This is a genomic window from Acinetobacter sp. NBRC 100985 (assembly GCF_000241225.1).
Classification (GTDB): domain Bacteria; phylum Pseudomonadota; class Gammaproteobacteria; order Pseudomonadales; family Moraxellaceae; genus Acinetobacter; species Acinetobacter venetianus.
Map to the genome: position 1 here is coordinate 58,217 of NZ_BAEB01000031.1, position 23,973 is coordinate 82,189.

A 23,973-nucleotide genomic window follows, 5' to 3' on the forward strand; every position below is an offset into this window, starting at 1 on the left:
GTTGTGCTCCTTACACCAACTCGATAATGGTAGCGATGCCCATACCACCACCGACACATAATGTTGCTAGACCGCGTTTTTTACCTTGACGTTCTAACTCATCAAGTAAAGTTCCTAAAATCATGGCACCAGTTGCACCCAATGGATGACCCATTGCAATCGCGCCACCATTCACATTGACTTTTTCGGCAGGTACTTTAAGTTCATTTATGAAACGCATGACTACAGCAGCAAATGCTTCATTCACTTCAAAAAGATCAATATCATCAATTGTTAAACCAGCTTTAGCCAACGCCTTGCGAGCAGCAGGGGCAGGACCTGTTAACATAATGGATGGATCTGTACCGACTAATGCTGTAGCGAGTACTTTGGCGCGTGGTTTTAGACCTTGTTCTTTGACCGCTTTTTCAGAAGCAAGTAGTACAACCGCCGCACCATCCACGATACCTGACGAGTTACCCGCGTGATGCACATGATTGATTTTTTGAGCTTCAGGGTACTTTTGTAATGCAACTGCATCAAAGCCCATTTGTCCCATCATTTCAAAGCTCGCATTTAACTTTGCTAAGCCTTCAACAGTGGTATTGCCTTTAATAAATTCATCTTTTTCTAAAATCATGACACCTGAATGATCTTTTACAGGCACAACTGATTTATCGAAATAACCATTTGCTTGAGCAGCAGCGGCTTTTTGTTGTGAGCCGACAGCAAATGCATCGACATCTGCACGGCTATAGCCATCCAACGTTGCAATAAGATCTGCGCCAACGCCTTGTGGAACAAATGAAGATTTTAAATTGGTTTCAGGGTCAAGTGCCCAAGGACCGCCATCTGAACCCATTGGAATACGTGACATTGACTCTACGCCACCAGCAACGACAACGTCTTCCCAACCTGAACGTACTTTTTGTGCTGCCAAGTTCACCGCTTCTAAGCCAGATGCGCAGAATCGATTGATTTGTACCCCTGCAACATCATCATTCCAACCCGCGGCAATTGCTGCAGTTTTTGCAATATCACCACCTTGGTCTGCAACAGGTGTTACACAGCCTAATACGATGTCATCAACTTTCGATGTGTCGAGTTGATGGCGTTGTTGTAATTCATTCAGTAATGAAGTCAGTAAAGTAATTGGTTTTACTTCATGAAGTGAGCCGTCTTTTTTCCTTTTCCGCGTGGCGTGCGAATGGCATCAATAATGTAGGCCTCGCTCATAGGTTTTCCTTGTATCACCTTAAAATTGTTGTTTATCGAGTGTACTCAATTTAAGTGCTAGTGCAATGATGATAAACGTTGGCAAGTTTGATGTTTTTCGCCAATTGTTCAGATTGTTCTTTAGCTGCAAGATGAAAGAAATAAAAAGCTCGAATCAACTACTCTGATTTTAGTGAAGATGATTTATCTCATTAGAAATCAATCTAATAAAATGATATTAATTGGGGGTTTTAGAATCTTAGTTGATGATCTTAATTAATCAGCTAAGACTCTAAATTTAATTGTATTAGCTTTCAGCTTTATAGTCTTTTAACGGAATGCACCATTGGTTCGGATCATCTTGCCAACCAAGACCGAGTGAACCAATTTCGAGTACATTGGTGTAGAGATCGCCGCCACTATTTTTATTTTTCTCAAATGTGGCATTTACGGTGTAGTCACCACGATCAGCGAACATATAAACATCTGCTCCGAATACAAGACACGTATTAGAAAAAGTTCTTCCTGTATGTTGGATATCATCACCTAATACGACAGTACGACCATCGAATACCATGTTGACGTTGTCTTTTTTATAACGGTCCAGAGGTTTGTCCCAGTCGATACCTTGGACACGATATTGATCAACCACTTTGCCATCTTCACTATAAACATGTATGGCGTATCTTTCATCTTGAGTTGCATATACATAGTGGAACATATCACCATAATCTGCTGTGGATACAGGTTTTCCAAATCGCTTGGTGACACTATTAATTGTATCTTTGACGCGAAGTTGTTGACCTGAAATGTTGATTACAGGAGGAATGACTGATTGCTTTGCTTTCTCAGCAGATATCGTTTTTGCTTGTGATGAATATGTACATACTGCTAATAATAAGGCAGTCAACACCATAGAATATTTCATACGATTTCCCCATAAATATTTAAAATTAAAGCTAAATTGGATTTTTTGGAGCTAGTTTTGATTTTAGATATATTAGATTGCTTAGAATGAATCTACAAATAAGATATCGGAAAGTCTTTAGGGAAATTAAGATTTTAGATTAAATAAAAAGAGATGATTGTGTCGATAGCTTATCGAATTTAAGATTTTTTATTATAAAGCATTGTAATAATTGCTATTTTATAATTTATGTTTAGCGAAGACGAAATAATGAATCAGATCAAAACCAAGGCACTTTGTATTTTCCGTTATAAGGAGAAGGTCTTACTTTCAAAAGGATATGATCCTAGTAAAAATGAAAATTATTTAAGACCGATTGGTGGCGGGATTGAATATGGTGAATTGTCTGAACGGGCTGTATGCCGTGAAGTAATGGAGGAAATTGATAAGCAAATTATTTATCCAAAGCTCTTAGGCGTGTTAGAAAACTTATTCACTTTTGATGGTCAGCAAGGGCATGAAGTTGTTTTTATTTATTGCGCTGATTTTGTTGATGAGTCGATGTATTTAACTCATCAAATAACGGGACATGAAACGAACGGATCAACTTATTTGGCGCAGTGGTTTACAAAAGAAGATATAGAAAATAATCATTATGCTGTGTATCCCACAGGTGTTGATCAGTGGTTGTTTACAACATAAAAATTAAACTTATTATTAATGCTATTTATTACAAGAAGCAGTGTTCAACTCTTAAAAGTTGAACACTTGTATAGAACACATTAATTATGGTGTCCGTGCAACTGACGATACAAACCAGGAGTTAAACCTGTCCATTTTTTAAATGCACGGTGGAAAGTACTGGTTTCACTAAATCCAACCTGTTGAGCAACATCTTCAAGCGTAAGATTCGGTGTAAGTAATAAGTGAATTGCTGCGTCACGACGCAAGGCATCTTTGACACCTTGATAGCTTTTACCTTCTGCTGCTAAGCGACGACGTAAAGTCTGTGGTGAAAGATAAAGCATGGATGCAACATCATTAAGTGTTGGCATTTCTTCGCCAATTTGACTTTTCAATACATCACGAATACGCGATGTTAATGAATTAGTATTTTTGAATTTCACTAACAATTGCGCTGGTGCAGCTTTGAGAAACTCTTCTAAAGTGTTTTCATCTTGTCGAATTGGTAAGTCGAGATAATCTGCAGCAAAGGTAATTTCTGTGCGTGGCGCATCAAATTGCATTACTGGCGCAAAGAACAGTGCATCATATTCATCGGCGTGGTTTGGGCGCTCATAGCCAAAATGAACGCGTTCTAAAGGTAATCGACGCTCAATCAACCATGAAGCAAGACCATGCCAAATCATCAGCATACTTTCAGTAATGAAATGATCTGGATCGAGTGCTTTTGGAATATGAGGAACCAAACGAGCTTCATGCTTATCGCGCTCTAAACTTACAGACCATTCGTCGCCAAACAATTTGTAGAATTGAGATGAAAGCTCAAGTGCTTGTCCAAGTGTCTTAGAATGAATAATCAACTGACACATGATTGCGAATGTACCTAGACGACGTGGTTGGACATCAAAGCCAACGTGCTCATCTTGAGTGACCATCCATAACATTTTTACAAAGCGAGTGTATTGCTCAGGGGAGATTCGAGCTTTAGGTTGGCGCAGTAATTCTGCTTCTATACCGACATGTGAAAGTAATGTTTCAACGTCCATGCCTAGGCGCTTAACACCTGTTAAAGCCGCATTCACGAAGTGGATGCTGATCGTATCACGGCTCATATTGAATCCTTCAGTTTCTTTACTGTTCACGATAATTGACCTAAATAACCGTCTAAAATATCAAATTGGGCAATTGACAAGAAAAATAATTGCTCATTCTGTACATGTTAAATTGCCGAAACTATCAAGGTAAATGGCTGAACATGACATTGTTTTTGTGTTTATCCAAACCTAGTATAAAAGAAAATTTGAACAAATTGAGTAAAAATTATTATGCCATCTGCTTTAAAGGGATTGAAAGTCCTAGATTTTTCAACTTTATTACCTGGTCCATTTGCGAGTATGTATCTAGCAGACATGGGTGCAGAAGTTATCCATATTGAGTCACCGACTCGCCCTGACTTAGTAAGGATTATGCCACCCTATGCGAATGGTCAGGCCACTGCACATAGTTATTTAAACAGAAATAAACAGTCGATTGCATTAGATCTTAAAGATGCAGCCAATATTGAGTTGCTGAAAAATAAAATCTCTGAATTTGATATTGTGGTTGAGCAATTCCGACCAGATGTGATGCGCCGTTTAGGTTTGGATTATGAAACTTTAGCTGAGATTAATCCGAGATTAATTTATTGCTCGATTACGGGTTATGGTCAAACAGGGGCATACAAAGATCGGGCAGGGCATGACATTAATTATCTTGCGCTTGCTGGTGTCTCTGGGCATAGCGGTCGTCAGGATAGTGGACCACCTCCATTAGGGATTCAAATCGCAGATGTTGCAGGAGGTTCTTTACATGCCGTGATTGGGATTTTGGCAGCAGTTGTAGAGCGCCAACGTAGTGGTATGGGTCAATATATTGATATTTCGATGACAGATTGTGTGGCGAGCTTAAATAGCATGGCTGCTTCTGCCAGTCTTGCTGGGCAGACACCTCAAGCACCAGAACAAGGTATGTTGAATGGTGCGAGTTTCTATGATTATTATGAAACTAAAGACGGTCGCTATTTTTCAGTAGGCAGTTTAGAGCCGCAATTTATGGCGGGTTTAGCAGCAGCATTAGACTTACCGATTCTGCTGGCAAAAGGTGCATCCTTTGATCCTGAAGATCGTCAAGCCGTTAAGCAGGCATTGCAGGAGAAATTTAAGACCCAAGATTTTGCAGCATGGCAACAGCTATTCCAAAATCTCGACATTTGTGTTGAGCCTGTACTCAGCCTTGACGAGGCATTAGTATCGCCAATTGCTGATCAACGTGGCTGGGTGGTCGATGTTCCATTGTCTGAAAATGCAGAGCAAACTGAACCGCAGCTTGCATGTCCAATCAAGTTTTCTCGTTCGAAAATGAACTATGCATTTATAGGGCAAGGCTTGGGTGAGGGCAAATGGTAGAAAATATGTGCATTCAATCACTGATTGTTAACATATTGTACAGATCATTAACATTTTGAATAAATTGTAATTTCAAAATCGGAGTAACCTTTTATATACAAAAACATAAAAGGTTACGTAAACATGACAATCTCTAAATCATTGATTGTTTCTTGTTTATCCGTTCTATCATTGAGTCTTTTCGCACAACAAACTCAAGCAGCCGAAGCTTTTGACCCAAATGGTCAATGGCTGTTTGGGGATTGGAACGGTCAACGCACTGCGTTGCAAGAACAGGGTTATAAATTTTCTGCGGATTACACGGGTGAGTTTGCAGGGGTTTTAGATTCTAAACAACATTCAAGTCATGGCAGTGAATATACTGGACAATTGGCTTTAGGCACACATCTTGATCTAAACAAAATTTTAGGTTGGCAAGATACAGAAGCTCAGATCACGATTACCTATCGTGATGGTCAGTCGCTTTCTCAAACAGCGGATGGTCTGCAAGGGCATCTGAGTTCAGTGCAAGAGGTTTGGGGACGTGGTCAAACATGGCGCCTCACGGATCTCTGGATCAAAAAGAAATTTTTAGATCAAGCCTTAGATATTAAAGTGGGTCGTTTTGGTGAAGGTGAAGACTTTAATAGTTTTGACTGTGATTTCCAAAACTTAGCTTTATGTGGTTCTCAAGTCGGGAACTGGGTTGGTGATCAATGGTATAACTGGCCTGTGAGTCAGTGGGCATTACGTGTTAAGTACAACCTTCAACCTGATCTTTATGCACAAATCGGGGCTTATGAATACAACCCTGAAAATTTACAGCGCGGTAAAGGTTTTAACTTGAGTACTGATGGTTCTCGTGGGGCAATCATTCCTGCTGAAGTTGTATGGACTCCAAAACTAGGCGCACTTTCTCTCCCAGGTGAATATCGTTTTGGCTATTACTACAGTACAGCTGATGCAACTGAAATCGAAAATCCAAGTAAGACAGGACACAAACAAGGTGGTTGGTTCTCAGCCAAGCAACAGTTAACTCAACATAATGGTCAATCTGATCGTGGTTTAACTGGTTTTATAAATGTCACAGTACATGATTCAAAAACCAATGCTGTTAAAGACATGCAAAATGTTGGTTTGGTCTACAAAGGCTTACTTGATCAACGCCCGCAAGATGAACTTGCTCTAGGTGTGGCTCGTATTCACGCCAATGATAAAAACAACAATCTTTTGGATGAAGAATATAACACTGAGTTGTATTACGGCGTCCATGCAACCAACTGGCTGACGATTCGTCCAAATATTCAATATGTCCATCATGTTGGTGCATTGAAAAATGGCGATAAAACGTGGGTTGGTGGGATTAAGTTTCAAACTATTTTCTAACTAAAAGTTGAGAAACTTTGCACATTTAGTCAATGCATAAGATTACATCTGCAAAGTTTCCTTGATGAATTGAATTCGACCATTGAAAGGTTTTTGTCCTTTTAATGGATCTAAAATCAAAAGATGCAAGGTGATCTTATGAATCAATCTGCTTCAAAATCTGGGCTTAGAACATTGACGGTCATTATTATTGGCCTGATTGCATTGTTCTTGCTCATTGGCGGTGTCTGGCTCGCGACAATTGGCGGGTCTTATTATTATGTAATTGCTGGTGTGTTGCTACTGATTGTAGCAGTACAACTTTATAAGCGCGCATCTGGCCCATTATGGGTCTATGCCGCGTTAATGTTAGGGAGTGTGATTTGGGGTGTTTGGGAAGTTGGAACGGACTTCTGGGCACTTGCTCCGCGTCTTGATGTTTTAGGTGTTTTGGGCTTGTGGTTATTAGTACCTGCTGTAACGCGTGGTATTGATAAGCTAGGTTCAAGTAAAGTTGCACTATCATCTACGTTAGCAATTGCGATCGTCGTGATGGTGTATTCAATCTTTAATGATCCACAAGAAATTAATGGTGTAATCGAAACGCCTCAACCTGAACAAGCAAAAGCAGTCGATGGCGTTGCGCCAGAAGATTGGCCTGCTTATGGTCGTAGCCAAGGTGGAGAGCGCTATTCTCCATTGACTCAAATTAATGACAAAAATGTCAAAGACTTGAAAGTGGCTTGGACATTCCGTACAGGTGATTTCCGAACTGAAAATGATTCAGGCGAAACAACCAATCAGGTGACACCGATCAAGATTGGCAACAATATGTATATGTGTACCCCACATCAACATTTGATTGCACTTGATCCTGCGACAGGTAAAGAAAAATGGCGTTTTGATCCAAAACTCAAAACGGATAAAACCTTCCAACATTTAACTTGTCGTGGCGTGATGTACTACGATGCGGCGAATACCACTGAATTTGCTACCAGTTTACAAGCGAAAAAGTCTAGCTCTGCTGAATGTCCACGCAAAGTATTCGTTCCTGTAAATGATGGTCGTTTAGTTGCGGTCAATGCTGATACAGGTAAAGCATGTTCTGATTTTGGGCAAAATGGTGAAGTGAATTTACAAGAATTCATGCCATATGCTTATCCAGGCGGCTATAACCCGACATCTCCGGGTGTTGTATCAGGTACTACAGTGGTCATTGCAGGTTCGGTTACTGATAACCATTCGAATAAAGAGCCATCGGGCGTGATTCGTGGTTATGACGTGAATACTGGTAAATTGCTATGGGTATTCGATACTGGTGCCGCTGATCCAAATGCAATGCCAGGTCAAGACACAACATTTGTGCATAACTCACCAAACGCTTGGGCGCCACTTGCCTATGATTCAAAACTAGATATCGTTTATGTTCCAACAGGTGTCGGTACACCAGATATTTGGGGTGGAGATCGTACTGAGTTAAAAGAACGTTATGCGAACTCAATGCTAGCGATCAATGCAACGACTGGTAAGCTTGTTTGGCATTTCCAAACCACACATCATGATTTGTGGGATATGGATGTACCATCACAACCTTCATTAGCAGATGTCCAAGATAAATCAGGTCAAACTGTTCCAGCGATTTATGTCTTAACCAAAACGGGGAATGCTTTTGTATTAGACCGTCGTAATGGCCAGCCAATTGTTCCGATTACTGAGAAGCCAGTTCCACAAACTGTAAAATGGGGTCCGCAGACTAAAGGTGAGTTCTATTCAAAAACTCAACCATTCTCTGATTTTAACTTAGCGCCTAAAGATAAATTGACAGATAAAGACATGTGGGGTGCCACAATGTTTGACCAGTTAATGTGTCGGGTGAAGTTTAAACGTTTGAATTACGATGGCATTTATACACCACCTTCTGAAAATGGCACCCTCGTGTTCCCTGGGAACTTAGGTGTGTTCGAGTGGGGCGGTATGTCTGTGAATGCTGATCGTCAGGTCGCAGTTATGAATCCGATTGGCTTACCGTTCGTGAGTCGTTTGATTCCTGCTGATCCAAACCGTGAGCCAGTTGCACGTGGTGCAGGTACTGAACAGGGCATGCAACCAATGTATGGTACACCTTATGGTGTTGATATTAGTCCATTCCTTTCACCATTCGGCTTACCATGTAAACAACCTGGATGGGGCTTTGTTGCTGGTGTGGACTTAAAAACGCATGAAGTGGTCTGGAAAAAACGTATTGGTACGATTCGAGACAGCTTGCCACAATTGTTCCAATTGCCACCTGTAAAAATTGGTGTACCAGGTCTTGGTGGATCGATTTCAACTGCGGGTAATGTGATGTTCGTGGGTGCAACCCAAGATAACTACATTCGTGCATTTAATGTTTCAAATGGCGATAAGTTATGGGAAGCACGTTTACCTGCAGGTGGACAAGCAACACCAATGACTTATGAAGCCAATGGTAAACAATATGTCGTGATCATGGCAGGTGGGCATGGCTCATTCGGTACTAAGATGGGTGACTATCTCGTCGCTTATGCTTTACCTTAAATCCCTCCCAACCTCCCTTTCATAAAGGGAGGAGTTCCCCTCTTTTATAAAGAGAGGTTAGGGAAGGTTAAAAGTCCAGATTTATCTGGGCTTTTTCTTTTTATAGCCTTTAATAAGCTTATCAATAAAACCGTTATTAAATATGCAAAAAAAGCATTTTATTGATGAATAAAAGCTCGCTATGCTAGCCCTCTTTATAATGAATTTACTAGCCATACGCCATGTATTTATATACTGACTTCGATCAGCAGCTGATCAACCAACGTGTTGCTCAGTTTCGCGATCAAACAGAACGCTATTTAGCAGGAAAATTGACCGAAGACGAATATCGTCCATTACGTTTGCAAAATGGTTTATACGTGCAACGTTACGCGCCGATGCTTCGTATCGCTGTGCCGTATGGCTTAATGAATACAAAACAACTCAGAAAAATTGCTGAGATTGCGACTGAATATGATCGCGGTTATGCGCACGTTTCAACACGCCAAAATATTCAGTTGAACTGGCCAGCATTAGAAAATGTACCTGATATCCTTGCCGAGCTAGCAACGGTTCAGATGCACGCTGTACAGACGTCTGGTAACTGTATCCGTAATACAACCACTGACCAGTTTGCAGGTGTGGTTGCAGGTGAAATTGCTGATCCACGTCCAACATGTGAGCTGATTCGTCAGTGGAGTACATTCCACCCTGAATTTGCCTTCTTACCACGTAAGTTCAAAATCGCGGTTTCTGCTCTAGAAGAAAAAGATCGTGCCGCGACAGCATTCCATGATATTGGTGTTTATATCGTGCGTAATGATGCAGGTGAAATCGGTTATAAAATCATGGCTGGTGGTGGTCTAGGCCGTACTCCAATCATTGGTAGTGTGATCCGTGAATTTTTACCACGCGAAGATTTGATTGCTTATTTAGAAGCAACTTTACGTGTCTATAATTTACATGGTCGCCGTGACAATAAATACAAAGCGCGTATCAAGATTTTAGTCAAAGCGCTTACGCCCGAAGTATTTGCGCAAAAAGTTGAAGCTGAATTTGAACACACACGTGAAGCATTGAAAATTCAACCAGAAATCTTGAAAAAATTGGATGAAGAATTTACGCCATTTGATTATCAAGATTTAGAAGATCAAGATTTCACGACTTTGTTTGCTGAACATCCTAAATTCAAACAATGGTTTAATGTGAATACCAATGCACATAAAGTTAAAGGTTATCGTATTGTGACGATTTCTTTGAAACGTGCAGGTGTTGCGCCAGGGGATATGACTACTGAGGAAATGAATTTAATTGCTGACTTAGCAGATAAATACACCTTTGGTGAGTTCCGTACTACGCATGAACAAAATATTTCATTAGTGGATGTTCCACAAAAAGATTTATTTGAATTGTGGCAAACGCTTGAACATCACAATATGGCGCGTGCGCATATTGGTTTTATTACCGATATTATTTGCTGTCCGGGCGGTGATTTCTGTTCATTGGCAAATGCGAAATCAATTCCAATTTCAGAAGCGATTAGCCGTCGTTTTGATGATTTAGACACGATCTATAATCTTGGCGAGCTCGACCTGAATATTTCAGGCTGTATGAATGCTTGTGGTCATCACCATGTAGGGAATATTGGTATTCTTGGTGTTGATAAAAAAGGTGCAGAATTCTATCAAATTACCTTAGGTGGACATGCGGATCATGATGCGTCTTTAGGTGATATTTTAGGCCCATCTTTTGCTGCTGATGCTGTGCCAGATGTGATCGAAGAAATTTTAAATACTTACCTTGATTTGCGTAATGAAGGTGAGCGTTTTATTGATACCTATCGCCGTGTCGGCATTCAGCCATTTAAGGAGCGTGCTTATGCTTAATACAACGCTACAAGTGCTTTTTAAAGATGGCACAATTGCAGATAATACCTATCAAGTGATTGCTGAAGATGGTGTTGTTCCAGCGGGTGATGTGGTTTTAACAACAGCACAGCTTGATCAATTACCAAATGTGCAAGGTAAAAAAGCGCTCTATATTACAGTCAATGATTCTCCTGAGACCCATCAGTTTCCATTAGATGCATTTGATGCAATTTTTATCGAATTTGCTGGTTTTAATGATGGTCGAGGATATTCATTTGCAGCATTGTTACGTCGCCAAGGCTATCAAGGTGAGTTACGTGCTGTCGGTGATATCTTTAAGGATGTTCTAAATTATTTAAAACGTTCTGGCTTTGATACTTTTGTGGTGAAAGAGGGTAAGGATATTCAAGAGGCTGCTGCTGGGCTTCAGGACTTTACCAATCCTTATCAAGCTTCTACCGCTGTACCGCAAGCAAGCTACCAAACAGGCGCTTAGAAATTTTTTTGTAATAAAAAGCTGAACTTAGGTTCAGCTTTTTATGGAGCTATATTTTTCCTAGTCGTAAATAAATCAAACCATTTAGAATAACTAATCATAAAAACTCAACTTAATATGAGAATTTCTTCTATCTATTAGTTCGTATGAGTATTTAGCTATAATCTTTTAGCCTAATTGACAATTCACCATCCATTTGATGCCAAATTGATCTGTAAATGCACCGTATAGCGCCCCCCAAAATGTTTTTTCTAATTGCATTTCAATATGTCCGCCCACAGATAATTGATTGAATAGGCGGCGTGCTTCCATTTCATCATCTTCAATATTAATTGAAATATAGTGATTATTTCCTTGAATAAAGCTGCTATTTGGAGCGCAGAATTGATCAGTTACGTCAGAGCCCATTAGTACGGTATATTCATTAATGGGTAAAGACACATGTAAAATTAAACTTTTATCGGCTTCTGATAAAGTGACACCTTCTGCTGGTGGCATATCCGCGTAACGACTAAGCATTGCAAATTCACCACCAAAAACGGATTGATAAAAAATAAAAGCTTGTTCTGTTTGACCTTTAAAGTTTAGATAGTGATTAAGTTGCATTTTAAAGCTCCTTGTTGTTTTTTTTATACAGTGCATAACGTAGCTCTATTTGAACAATAGGTGAATTATTTTTTGTAATTATTAAGCATAAAAAAATCCTGCACAAGGCAGGATTTTTTATAAGACAATAAATCTTAGATCAATTCGATTGCAACAGCAGTCGCTTCACCACCGCCGATACAAAGCGCAGCAACACCTTTCTTACCACCTGTACGTTTAAGTGCATGGATCAGTGTCAAAATAATGCGTGAACCCGTTGATCCGACAGGGTGACCTAATGCACAAGCCCCGCCATTGATATTCACTTTTTCAGCATCTAATTTGAAATCATCAATCGGGCACATTGTAACCATAGCAAAAGCTTCATTGATTTCCCAAAGATCCACTTCTTGCGCATCCCAACCTGCTTTCTTCAATACTTTCTCAATCGCACCAACAGGAGCAATTGTGAATTCAGAAGGGTGTTGAGAGTTAGAAGCCGTAGCGATGATTTTTGCTAAAGGTTGTAAGCCACGTGCAGAAGCAACATCTGCTGAAGTAAGTACAAGTGCAGAAGCACCATCAGAAATGGAGCTTGCATTTGCAGCGGTAATTGTACCGTCTTTTGCAAATGCAGGTTTCAAACTTGGAATTTTATCAATTTTTGCATTCAAAGGTTGTTCGTCTTGATCAACAACAACATCACCTTTGCGTGTCGAAAGAGTGACTGGAACGATTTCATCTTTAAAGTAGCCTTCAGTAATTGCTTTTTGAGCACGTTGCAAAGAGCGAATAGCAAAATCATCCATTTGCTCACGTGTATAGCTACGTTTATTTGCCATATCCTGTGCAAATGAACCCATCAAACGACCTGTCTCTGCATCTTCAAGACCATCCAAGAACATATGATCTTTAATTTCACCATGACCCATGCGATAGCCCGCACGCGCTTTAGGCAAAACGTAAGGAGCATTAGTCATTGATTCCATGCCGCCTGCAACAACAATTTCAGCACTACCTGCTTTGATCATGTCTGACGCTTGCATAACAGCTTTCATACCTGAACCACAAAGCTTGTTAATTGTTACAGCACCTGTTGAATCTGGTAAGCCAGCTTTACGCATTGCTTGACGTGCTGGACCTTGCTTTAAACCTGCTGGTAACACACAACCCATGATCACTTCTTCAACGTCAGTTGGTTGTAGGCCAGCACGTGCAATTGCTTCTTTAATTGTGATCGCCCCAAGTTCAGGTGCTGTTGCACTTGATAAAGCGCCTTGGAAGCCGCCCATTGCAGTACGAGCACCATTAACAATTACGATATCAGTCATTATGTGTCTCCAGATTTATAATTTGTAGAGAATGTTCAAAACCTATGCAGTATAGTCAAAAATACGAGTTTTGGTTTTTTTCTGGTTGGACTGTAGAGTTTTTAGCAGGTCGTTACCATTTCACTGCGGATCTGTCCCATATTGCTTAAAATAACTTTTAAATGATTATTTGAGTTATTCATACAATAGAAAAAGCTACCATTTGAACCTCTTGGTAACCCCGTATCTCCTTGAAAGGTGACTGAGTTAACCCTTAGTGTTCCTCTCCAGTCTAATGTTCCATATTTTGATGGTATTGTGTTGGCATATAAAATTTGTTCTGAACGTTCTCGTGTCCGATTTCGGTTCTCATCAAAAAATCCAATAAAACCTCGACTCCAATCATTACTGCATGTTATGAGATCTGTACTTGCACATAAAGTCACATTTTTATGATGAATTTGAGCATCAGATTTAGCTTTTTGTATATAAATTGTGAGAATTTTCTTGATCTGATTTACTTCATTTGAGATGAGCATATTGTTAAAGTAGGGTATTCCAATTGCTGCGATTATAGAAATAATGGCAATGGTGATGATGGCTTCACTCATTGTGAAACCTAAAGTTTTAAACATAATATGACCTATATGTATTTCTGTAATTTTTTTATTAACAAAGTGTTAAGTAATTACTGTATTTATTAAATTAAGTTTAGTATTAGAAAAACTAACGATTACTTCATGTAAAAAATGCTGCTAAACTTGAAGTGAGCGAACAATAAGCTATTCAAATTTTCATTGCGAATCAAAATTTACTGAACTACAACGGAAATTGTAAGAAATTTTGTCAATAATTTACGAGGTTAAAGTTATCAAGCACTTGGAAAATTCATCAAGTGTTTGTATGATTCAAAGTGAAGTGAATAGCTTAAAAATAATACTGTGAACACTTCTGTGTTTATGGGGCCAAAAATCATAGGCTAAGCTTGAACAACAAACAATTGTTATCTCTGGAGGATATCCATGAAATTGAGTCGTATTGCACTTGCTATGCTTGTTGCTGCTCCTTTAGCTGCTGCTAATGCGGGTGTTACAGTAACACCATTAATGCTTGGTTACACATTTCAAGATTCTAAGCACAACAATAGCACCGAAAATCTAACAAATGGCGGTGAGTTACAAGACGATTTATTCGTTGGCGCTGCGTTAGGTGTTGAATTAACACCTTGGTTAGGTTTTGAAGCTGAATACAACCAAGTTAAAGGTGATGTAGACAGTCTTTCTCCGAACTCTGAATATAAGCAACAACAAATCAATGGTAACTTTTATGTTACTTCTGATTTAATCACTAAAAACTACGACAGCAAAATCAAGCCGTATGTTTTATTAGGTGCTGGTCACTATAAATATACATTCAGCGATGCTACTGATGCTCAATTAGGTCGTGCTGGTCGTGGCTTGAAAGAAGAAGGTACTTTAGGTAATGCAGGTTTTGGTGCTTTCTGGCGCTTAAATGATGCTTTATCTCTTCGTACTGAAGCTCGTGGTACTTATAACATCGATGAAGACTTCTGGAACTATACAGCTCTTGCTGGTTTAAACGTAGTTCTTGGTGGTCACTTGAAGCCTGCTGCTCCAGTAGTAGAAGTTGCTCCAGTTGAACCAACTCCAGTTGCTCCACAACCACAAGAGTTAACTGAAGACCTTAACATGGAACTTCGTGTATTCTTTGATACTAACAAGTCAGACATCAAGCCACAGTACAAGTCTGAAATTGCTAAAGTAGCTGAGAAATTATCTGAGTACCCGAATGCGACTGCTCGTATCGAAGGTCACACAGATAACACTGGTCCACGTAAGTTAAACGAACGTTTATCATTAGCTCGTGCTAACTCTGTTAAATCAGCTCTTGTAAACGAATACAACGTTGATGCTTCTCGTTTGTCTACTCAAGGTTTCGCTTGGGATCAACCGATTGCTGACAACAAAACTAAAGAAGGTCGTGCTATGAACCGTCGCGTATTCGCTGCGATCACTGGTAGCCGTACTGTTCTTGTACAACCTGGTCAATAAGCTCAATAATTTGAGTTTTAAATGACATAAAAAAGCGACTCAATTGAGTCGCTTTTTTTATTGCTATATTGTTGGTTTGACAAGATATATTCATTTGCTTTCTCCTTAATTTAATTGATGTATTTAAGGTAATATTTTAATTACCAAATACCTTTGTTGAGTTGTTGTTTTGCCTGTTGTCGATCTCTACGATGCTGTGCTCGTGGTTTTTCACTTTCATGTATTCCACCTTTTTTTAACAAAGGGGATACTGCAACAGGGTTGCGAGCTTTGATTTTTGGCATCTCTTTAAGTTTCATATCATTAACCTTTAATGCATAAAATTTGTTTAAGGGTGTGCAAGATTTCGACTAAATCTGATTGGTTTGCCATGACTTGATCAATATCTTTATATGCACTTGGGATTTCATCAATAACACCACTATCTTTACGGCATTCAATGCCTTGAGTCTGATGAATCAAATCATCTTGGCTAAAGAGTAATTTGGCTTTACTACGACTCATTTTTCTTCCTGCACCATGTGAACATGAGCAAAAAGACTCTGGATTTGCTTTGCCCTTCACAATATAAGAGCGAGCTCCCATGGAACCAGGAATAATTCCTAACTCATCTCTCCCTGCACGAATTGCTCCTTTTCGTGTGATCAGCAAGTCTTCACCAAAATGATGTTCACGACTGACATAATTATGATGGCAGTTAATTGCTTCTTTGGTCATTTGAAATGGCGGCAGGAGTGGTCGAATCGCTTCTAAAATGAGGCGCATCATTTCACGTCGATTTTCAAAAGCATATTCTTGCGCCCATTCCACTGCCTCAACATAATCATCAAAGCTATTTGAACCTTCAGCAAAGTAGCTCAGATCTTTGTCTGGAACATGTCCAAACCGATGCTGCGCTTCTTTCTTTGCAAGTTCGATAAAATAAGTCCCAATCACATTCCCTAAACCACGACTACCAGAATGCAGCATGATCCAGACATCTTGGTTTTCATCCAGACAGAGTTCGATAAAGTGATTACCGCCTCCTAAAGTACCCAGTTGTTTTTGCCATGTAGCATCAAATTTTCTGAGCATTCTAACAAGTCCAGGATGCTTTTTAATGATTGGTTGCAATCGCTTTTCCAGTGGAATAACACTTGAGGCTTTTGCCTTGATTTGTTTGTGCAACTCAAAACCTACAGGAACTTTGCGCTCAATTGCATGTCTCAATGGCGCTAAATTGTCGGGTAGTTGCAAAGCTTTTAAATTCAGCCGAATTGCGTTCATTCCACAGCCAATATCCACACCGACAGCGGCAGGGATAATCGCATGCTTGGTCGGAATGACACTACCAACAGTCGCACCTTTGCCGACATGTACATCTGGCATTACTGCGATATGTGAATGTACAAACTGTAGCTGTGCCATTTTTTTGAGTTGTTCAATGCTTTCTCGATCAATGTCATTGGTGAATATTTTTACTGGTACACCAAATTGTGCATCTGCATTGAGTATTTTTTGTATGCCCATTTTCTTATCTCGGTCATTTTAATTCTTCTGTCCGAATAGGCATAAAAAAACCTAGCGAATGCTAGGCTTAAGTAGGCATTCGGACAAGTGATCGTAAGATTTGTCACTTGTCCGTGAGATGACGGTGCCAAATCTAAAGTGTGTTTTCCTGTAGTAATAGCATCGTGTCATCCTCCTGTTTTCTTAAATACTTATACAATGTATAAGTTTGCCGTTGAAATATGAGCGTGAATTTTACTCATATTTCAACTTGGGTCAAGTTTTACCTGATTTTTATTCGCCTTCTTTAACATTCATGTCTTTGTAGGCAATCAGTTTGGTTTTATGTTTCCATTTATACCCTAGCCATATCACCAAGAATAATGGAATGCTGATATAGGTCGAAAGTAAGCCTATCCAATCCACTTTTCCACCTAGAACAGCTTCATAATTTTGTCCTAAGATAATGATTGAACACAGAATAAATGCAAACCACGGTGCAAAAGGAAAGAACTTTGCGCGATAGGCGAGGTCATCAAGTTTGTGACCCTGAGCAAGATAACCTTTACGGAAACGGTAGTGTGAAATTGCAATACCAAGCCAAACGATAAATCCACACATACCTGACATGTTCAGCAACCAGTTAAACACTTGTTGCTCACCAATAAAAGTGGTTAAAAAGCAGAGTGCAGCGACAGCCGTCGTTGCGTAAAGTGCATTCATTGGTACACCACGACGATCAAGCTGAGAGAACCATTTTGGTGCTCGGCCTTCTTTTGCCATGTCAAATAACATACGTGTTGATGAGTACATGCCTGAATTACCAGCGGATAAGATTGCGCTTAGAATCACGGCATTCATTAGGCCAGCAGCAAATGCAAATCCTGCTTTCTCATAAAGTAATGTGAAAGGTGAAAGTGCGATATTTTCACTTTCTGCAGCATGTAACAACAGTGGGTTGTCATAGCTAATCAAGGTGCCAATGATGAAGATACACAGGATGTAGAATAATAAAATACGCCAGAAAATTTGTTTAATCGCAAGCGGAATCGTTTTCTTCGGATCTTTTGATTCACCTGCTGCAACCCCAACCATTTCGGTACCTTGGAATGAGAACCCAGCAATCATGGCAACACCGATCATGGCCTGTAAACCACCAACAAACGGCGCGTCACCTTTAGTCCAATTCGTAAATACTGATGCATCTGGTGTTAGCATGATTTTTGCGATCATGGCGATCCCGATAATAATGAAGACAATAATCGCGATCACTTTAATCATCGAGAACCAGAATTCACTTTCACCAAAACCTTTGACGGTCATTGCATTGATGCCAAAAATCACGGCAAGGAACAGCGCACTCCAATAAAAGCCAGAAATTTCTGGGAACCAGAATTTCATAATAAATTGAACTGCAACTAATTCAAATGCAACGGTAATTGCCCAGTTGTACCAGTAATTCCATCCTAAGGCGAAGCCAAAGCCTTCTTCAACATAGCGGCTACCATAGGTAAAGAATGCACCTGAACTTGGGTTATGTGTTGCAAGTTCACCCAAGCTAGTCATCAAGAAATAAATCATGATACCAATTAGTGCATAGGCGAGTAATGCACCGCCAGGACCTGCAGTCGCAATAGTTGAACCTGATGCAAGGAATAAACCTGTACCGATCGATCCACCAATCGCAATCATATTGAGGTGGCGAGCCCCGAGCTTGCGCTGAAGGTGTTGGGGAGCAGATGTATCGCTCATAAAAATTCCTTAAACTTTATAAGGGTCTATTGACACTTCTCATAGGTTGTAGGGTAGACGAACATGTCAATTGACCCTATTTAGCACTCGCGAAGAGTACCTTAAATCCTTGTTGATCGGTTTTTATCATACATTGACCAAAACTTTGCTCAATGAGAGGCGGGTAGTTTAAAAAACGGTTCGCCACGATCCATAACTCACCTGAGCTTTTCAGGTGGGATTTTGCAAGCTGACAGAGTTCTTCACTTGCATCGTAATTGGTATGAATCCCTTGATGAAATGGAGGATTGCTCACAATCGCATCCAACTCTTTAGGTGCATCTTTTAAACCTGTGACAGCTTGTAGATGTAACTGAGCTAAATCCAAGCCATTTCGTTTGAAAGTCATCTCAGTTGATCGTAATGCAAATGCATCAACATCAAGCGCAAAAATATGTTGCTCTGGATTTAATTTGGCTAAAAAGCTGCTGATAACACCAGCGCCGCAACCAAAGTCGGCAATCTTACCTGATTTTACTTGTGATAGGTAAGGAAGTAATACGGCTGTTCCGACATCCAAATGCGCTTGACTAAACACACCTGGTAGTGCACAGATTTCTAACTGATCTTGGTTCACTTGAACTGTATATGTTTTTAACCATTGTTCAAGTGGTTTAAGTTGCTCAGCTTTTTCTATTTTTAATTGCCATAATTGACAGTGACGTGCGCTATCTAACTTTAGTGTTTTCCCATAGGGTTGCAGTTGTTTTGCTGCGCGTTCCACGCCCCCTTTTTTCTCGCCGACAAGAAAAATATTTTGACCAATGGTTAAATGGCTCACCACAACATGCAAAATATAGCTGAGGAGTTCTTTTGATTTTGGAACGAAAATAACGACTTGATCAAAGTTAGATTGAGGAAATTCCACTGAAAAGCTTGAATCAATTCCTGAGCTTAAAAAGCTTTGGTGATCAGCATAATTCCAAGTCCAAACTGATGCTTGTACTTGAGTTGGTAAATTTTTGGCGAGTTGATCATTTGGGGCATTGATCAGTAAAACTTGCCCGTTTAAATAATCTTGTTGTCTCAAGACAACTTCACTACGTGGATCCATTATTGATCTCTCATCAAAAACAAAGCCCAGTTGCTAAACTGGGCAATGATCATTTATTAGATGACTATTTGTGTGTTTCAGGTAAAACAATATTCAAAATCAAAGCTGCAATACCGCCTGTTGCGACACCAGAGCTAAAAATATTTTTGAATAATTCAGGTAAATGCTCAAGAATCTGAGGAACCTGCGCAACACCTAAGCCAAGTGCAAGTGAAATTGCAATAATCAGCAAGGCACGACGATCTAGGTGGATACTTGAAAGGATATTAATACCTGATGCAGCAACTGCGCCAAACATCACCATCACTGCACCACCTAATACTGCTTGTGGTACTGCTTGAATCACAGCAGCAACAGCCGGGAATAAGCCTAAAATCACCAATAGCACGGCGATCCAAATACCGACATAACGACTAGCTACGCCTGTGAGTTGAATCACACCATTGTTTTGTGCAAACACAGAGCTTGGGAAAGTATTAAAAATACCAGCAAGGAACGAGTTGGCACCATTAACTAAAACACCACCTTTAATACGTTGCATCCAAATAGGACCATCAACAGGTTGGTTTGAAATTTTACTGGTTGCAGTCACATCACCGATCGCTTCCAAAGAGGTAACGAGATAGATGAATGCCATTGGAATAAACAAACTCCAAGAGAAGCTTAAACCAAAATGCATAGGCGTTGGGATTTGAATTAAAGGTGCTTCATTCAAGACTGAAAAGTTCAAATGTCCCATAAACCCAGCGAGGATATAGCCAATCACTAAAGCAATTAAAATTGCTGAACTTTTCACCCAAATAATACGAATACGATTGAGTAGAATGATGATCCCAAGAACCGTACATGACATGATCAGGTTGTCTGCATTGGCAAAAGTATTATCTTGCATTGCGGTATAACCACCACCCATGCTAATCAAGCCCTCTTTAATCAACGTTAAACCGATGAGCAGAACGACAATTCCTGTGACTAACGGGGTAATCAGCTTTTTTACCCAAGGCAAAATGCGAGAAACGCCCATTTCAATGAATGAACCTGCAATCACAACGCCAAAAATAGCAGCCATAACTTGTTCTACGGGCGTTCCCGCAGCAACCATTGCACTTCCGATACCAATGATCGGGCCAATAAAGTTGAAGCTTGTACCTTGAACAATCAGTAAACCTGCTCCGAAATGACCGACTTTCTTACATTGTAAAAATGTCGCAATCCCTGAAATGATCAAAGACATTGAAAGGATCATATTGGTATCTTCACGAGAGACACCAAGTGCTAAACAGATTAGTAATCCTGGGGTAACGATTGGCACTAAAATCGCGAGGAGATGTTGAAGTGCAGCTAAAAATGCAACAAAAGGTTTCGGTCGATCATTCAGTCCGTAAACTAAGTCGAGCTGTTGCTGAGGTTGGGAATTTGACATGGGAGTTTGAAAAAGCGATAAGCATTAGTGGAATATTCTAATAGAGTTAGTCTACTTTACCAACGATTCTGTAACGTTTCGTCAGAAAAAAAGTCACATGTCAATAAACTGTCACTACTAAAGTGTAGTGTTTTTCTGTATAATCTGCCCTCAAATTTTAAGCGTATCGAATTCTATGTCTGATATTAAGAATCTCCGCAATATCGCAATTATTGCGCACGTCGACCACGGTAAAACCACGCTTGTCGATAAATTACTTCAACAATCTGGTGCTTTGGGTGACCGTGCAGGCGAGATTGAGCGTGTCATGGACTCGAATGCGCTTGAAAGTGAACGTGGTATTACCATTCTTGCAAAAAACACGGCAATTAAATGGTTAGATAAACGTACTGATACTGAATACCGTATCAACATCGTCGACACCCCAGGACACGCCGACTTCGGTGGTGAAGTGGAACGTGTGATGTCGATGGTTGACTGTGTATTACTTCTTGTTGACTCACAAGAAGGTCCAATGCCACAAACTCGCTTTGTAACTCAAAAAGCATTTGCTCGTGGTTTGAAGCCTATCGTGATTATCAACAAAGTTGATAAACCAAGCGCGCGTTGTGACTGGGTAATCGATCAAGTATTTGACTTGTTTGACAACCTTGGCGCGACTGACGAACAGTTAGACTTCCCAATCGTTTATGCTTCTGGCTTACGTGGTGTTGCTGGTCCAGCTCCTGAAGAGTTGGCAGAAGACATGACACCGTTGTTTGAAACGATCGTTGATATCGTTGAACCACCAGCGGTAGACGTTGATGGTCCATTCCAAATGCAGATTTCATCACTTGACTATAACAGCTTCGTGGGTGTTATCGGTGTTGGTCGTATTCAACGCGGTTCAGTAAAATTAAATACTCCTGTTACTGTAATTGACAAAGATGGCAATACACGTAATGGCCGTATCTTAAAAATCATGGGTTACCATGGTTTAGAGCGTGTAGATGTTGAATCAGCATCTGCTGGTGATATCGTATGTATTACAGGTATCGATGCACTTAACATTTCTGACACAGTTTGTGATCCGAAAAATGTTGAAGCTTTACCAGCATTGTCTGTAGATGAACCAACTGTATCTATGACATTCCAAGTAAACAACTCTCCGTTTGCTGGTAAAGAAGGTAAGTTCGTAACTTCACGTAATATTCGTGAACGTCTTGACCGTGAATTGATTCACAACGTAGCACTTCGTGTTGAAGATACTGATAGTCCAGACCGTTTCAAAGTTTCTGGTCGTGGTGAACTTCACCTTTCAGTATTGATTGAAAACATGCGTCGTGAAGGCTTCGAAATGGGCGTATCTCGTCCACAAGTAATCATCAAAGAAATTGATGGTGAAAAACAAGAGCCTTACGAAAACGTAACGTTTGACGTTGAAGAGCAGCACCAAGGTTCTGTAATGGAACAAATGGGTCACCGTAAAGGCGAAATGACCAATATGGAAGTTGACGGTAAAGGCCGTATCCGTATTGAAGCAACTGTTCCTTCTCGTGGCTTAATTGGTTTCCGTTCAGAATTCTTAACTATGACTTCTGGTACAGGCATCATGACATCAAGCTTCTCTCACTACGGCCCTGTGAAACAAGGTTCAGTAGCGAAGCGTCAAAATGGTGTGTTGATTTCTATGGTTCAAGGTACATGCTTGGGCTATGCACTATTCAGCTTGCAAGACCGTGGTCGTTTATTTGCTAAACCACAGTTAGAAGTTTACGAAGGTATGATCGTGGGTATTAACTCTCGTTCAGACGATATGGTGGTAAACCCAACTAAAGCGAAGCAGTTAACTAACGTTCGTGCGTCTGGTACTGATGATGCGTTGACTTTAACACCTGCAATTGAATACACGCTTGAGCAAGCACTTGAATTCATTGAAGATGATGAATTAGTTGAAGTAACACCTAAATCGATTCGTATTCGTAAGCGTTACTTAACTGAAAACGAACGTAAACGTAATCGTGATAAATAATTTTTCTGAATTGAAAAATGAAGAAAACCGCTAAATTTATTTGGCGGTTTTTTTATTGAGTAAAACAAGTGTCTATTTCATGCATAAGTTCATATTTTTATTAAAATAAAATATGTTGTTAAAGTGTGAAATAACTTTCTTTTTTTGAGAAAAATATTAAATTATTTACATACAACTAAATGCCTATCATTTGTAATTTAAGTACAAAAACAAATGTAATTCGATTCATTTTCTGGAGTGTCAACAATGAGTATTATTCAAGAATTTAAAGAGTTTGCTGTAAAAGGCAATATGATGGATTTGGCGATTGGTGTAATCATCGGTGGCGCTTTTGGTAAGATCATTGATTCATTAGTGAAAGATGTTCTGATGCCTGTCATCAACTTTATTATTGGTGGGGAAGTGAATTTCACCAATAAGTTTGTTGTGCTCGGTTCAAGTCCTGAAAACATCACAACTTTAGCTCAAGCTCAGGAGGCGGGGCTTACAGTTCTTGCTTATGGTAACTTTATTACGATCTTGATCAACTTCCTGATTTTAGCGTGGGTGGTGTTCTTAATGGTGAAAGTCATGAACCGCATGCGTAAAAAAGAAGAAGAAGCGCCAGCAGCACCTGCACCAACACCAGAAGATATTCAATTGTTGCGTGAAATTCGTGATGAGTTGAAAAAGCAAGCTTAATTGCTTTAAATAAAAAAACGGCATAAATTAATAGTCCGTTTTTATTTGTTAGTTGTTTAATTTGGTATTTGTCTATTTCTTTGTAG

General features: G+C 39.9%; 19 protein-coding genes and 1 pseudogene. 9 read left to right on the forward strand and 11 right to left on the reverse strand.

Annotated features, from left to right (window positions below; translation table 11 throughout):
- Positions 1-10 precede the first annotated feature (10 nt).
- Both ACT4_RS11955 and ACT4_RS11960 read right to left on the reverse strand, forming a co-directional pair.
- A pseudogene (locus ACT4_RS11955) lies at positions 11-1,215 on the reverse strand (acetyl-CoA C-acetyltransferase).
- 286 nt (positions 1,216-1,501) lie between these two features.
- Entirely contained in the window at positions 1,502-2,122 is a 621-nt protein-coding gene (locus ACT4_RS11960) for a hypothetical protein (RefSeq protein WP_007482564.1), read from the reverse strand.
- A 249-nt stretch (positions 2,123-2,371) separates the two neighbouring features.
- Between ACT4_RS11960 and ACT4_RS11965 the strand changes: the two genes are divergently transcribed.
- Positions 2,372-2,803 (forward strand): NUDIX hydrolase, encoded by a 432-nt coding sequence (locus ACT4_RS11965; protein WP_017196700.1) that lies wholly within the window; start codon positions 2,372-2,374, stop codon positions 2,801-2,803.
- Between the two features lie 80 nt (positions 2,804-2,883).
- Here ACT4_RS11965 and ACT4_RS11970 read toward each other — a convergent pair whose 3' ends face one another.
- A complete protein-coding gene (locus ACT4_RS11970) occupies positions 2,884-3,897 on the reverse strand; it encodes an AraC family transcriptional regulator (RefSeq protein WP_007482565.1) in 1,014 nt (337 codons plus the stop codon).
- A gap of 213 nt (positions 3,898-4,110) precedes the next feature.
- On the opposite strand from ACT4_RS11970, the gene ACT4_RS11975 reads away from it, so the two are divergent.
- From ACT4_RS11975 to ACT4_RS11995, 5 genes are all read left to right on the forward strand, one after another.
- Positions 4,111-5,229: a CaiB/BaiF CoA-transferase family protein gene (locus tag ACT4_RS11975; RefSeq protein ID WP_007482567.1), complete on the forward strand. Its 1,119-nt coding sequence runs from the start codon at positions 4,111-4,113 to the stop codon at positions 5,227-5,229.
- 144 nt (positions 5,230-5,373) lie between these two features.
- Complete coding sequence (locus ACT4_RS11980; protein WP_171054818.1) at positions 5,374-6,594, forward strand: carbohydrate porin; 1,221 nt, start codon at positions 5,374-5,376, stop codon at positions 6,592-6,594.
- 138 nt (positions 6,595-6,732) lie between these two features.
- Positions 6,733-9,129, forward strand: a complete 2,397-nt coding sequence (locus ACT4_RS11985; protein WP_034605102.1) for a glucose/quinate/shikimate family membrane-bound PQQ-dependent dehydrogenase — start codon at positions 6,733-6,735, stop codon at positions 9,127-9,129.
- A 221-nt stretch (positions 9,130-9,350) separates the two neighbouring features.
- Positions 9,351-10,994 carry a nitrite/sulfite reductase gene (locus ACT4_RS11990; protein ID WP_007482572.1) on the forward strand — a complete coding sequence of 548 codons (1,644 nt, stop codon included), beginning with the start codon at positions 9,351-9,353 and terminating at the stop codon, positions 10,992-10,994.
- Positions 10,987-11,472 carry a DUF934 domain-containing protein gene (locus tag ACT4_RS11995; protein ID WP_007482573.1) on the forward strand — a complete coding sequence of 162 codons (486 nt, stop codon included), beginning with the start codon at positions 10,987-10,989 and terminating at the stop codon, positions 11,470-11,472. The genes ACT4_RS11990 and ACT4_RS11995 overlap by 8 nt, the downstream gene beginning before the upstream one ends.
- Before the next feature lie 168 nt (positions 11,473-11,640).
- Here the strand turns inward: ACT4_RS11995 and ACT4_RS12000 are convergent, their stop codons facing one another.
- The 3 genes from ACT4_RS12000 to ACT4_RS12010 form a co-directional block, all read right to left on the reverse strand.
- The gene (locus ACT4_RS12000) at positions 11,641-12,078 is read right to left on the reverse strand and encodes a VOC family protein (protein WP_007482575.1); all 438 of its coding nucleotides are present in this window, start codon (positions 12,076-12,078) and stop codon (positions 11,641-11,643) included.
- 134 nt (positions 12,079-12,212) lie between these two features.
- A complete protein-coding gene (locus ACT4_RS12005; RefSeq protein WP_004877202.1) occupies positions 12,213-13,388 on the reverse strand; it encodes a thiolase family protein in 1,176 nt (391 codons plus the stop codon).
- A gap of 101 nt (positions 13,389-13,489) precedes the next feature.
- Positions 13,490-14,002 (reverse strand): GspH/FimT family protein, encoded by a 513-nt coding sequence (locus ACT4_RS12010; protein WP_007482577.1) that lies wholly within the window; start codon positions 14,000-14,002, stop codon positions 13,490-13,492.
- A gap of 387 nt (positions 14,003-14,389) precedes the next feature.
- Between ACT4_RS12010 and omp38 the strand changes: the two genes are divergently transcribed.
- Complete coding sequence (omp38, locus tag ACT4_RS12015; RefSeq protein ID WP_007482578.1) at positions 14,390-15,439, forward strand: outer membrane protein Omp38; 1,050 nt, start codon at positions 14,390-14,392, stop codon at positions 15,437-15,439.
- Between the two features lie 140 nt (positions 15,440-15,579).
- Here omp38 and ACT4_RS17330 read toward each other — a convergent pair whose 3' ends face one another.
- The 5 genes from ACT4_RS17330 to ACT4_RS12035 form a co-directional block, all read right to left on the reverse strand.
- Positions 15,580-15,738 (reverse strand): hypothetical protein, encoded by a 159-nt coding sequence (locus tag ACT4_RS17330; RefSeq protein ID WP_004877198.1) that lies wholly within the window; start codon positions 15,736-15,738, stop codon positions 15,580-15,582.
- 4 nt (positions 15,739-15,742) lie between these two features.
- Positions 15,743-16,948, reverse strand: coding sequence for an RtcB family protein (locus ACT4_RS12020; protein WP_007482581.1), 1,206 nt, complete (start codon positions 16,946-16,948; stop codon positions 15,743-15,745).
- Positions 16,949-17,221: 273 nt separating this feature from the next.
- Positions 17,222-18,679 carry an amino acid permease gene (locus ACT4_RS12025; RefSeq protein ID WP_004877196.1) on the reverse strand — a complete coding sequence of 486 codons (1,458 nt, stop codon included), beginning with the start codon at positions 18,677-18,679 and terminating at the stop codon, positions 17,222-17,224.
- A gap of 76 nt (positions 18,680-18,755) precedes the next feature.
- The gene (locus tag ACT4_RS12030; protein ID WP_007482583.1) at positions 18,756-19,772 is read right to left on the reverse strand and encodes a methyltransferase; all 1,017 of its coding nucleotides are present in this window, start codon (positions 19,770-19,772) and stop codon (positions 18,756-18,758) included.
- A 64-nt stretch (positions 19,773-19,836) separates the two neighbouring features.
- Positions 19,837-21,195: a uracil-xanthine permease family protein gene (locus tag ACT4_RS12035; protein ID WP_007482585.1), complete on the reverse strand. Its 1,359-nt coding sequence runs from the start codon at positions 21,193-21,195 to the stop codon at positions 19,837-19,839.
- Positions 21,196-21,370: 175 nt separating this feature from the next.
- On the opposite strand from ACT4_RS12035, the gene typA reads away from it, so the two are divergent.
- Together typA and mscL are read left to right on the forward strand one after the other, a co-directional pair.
- Entirely contained in the window at positions 21,371-23,206 is a 1,836-nt protein-coding gene (gene typA / locus ACT4_RS12040; protein WP_004877193.1) for a translational GTPase TypA, read from the forward strand.
- A gap of 246 nt (positions 23,207-23,452) precedes the next feature.
- Positions 23,453-23,887: a large conductance mechanosensitive channel protein MscL gene (gene mscL, locus ACT4_RS12045; protein ID WP_004877192.1), complete on the forward strand. Its 435-nt coding sequence runs from the start codon at positions 23,453-23,455 to the stop codon at positions 23,885-23,887.
- Positions 23,888-23,973: the final 86 nt, after the last annotated feature.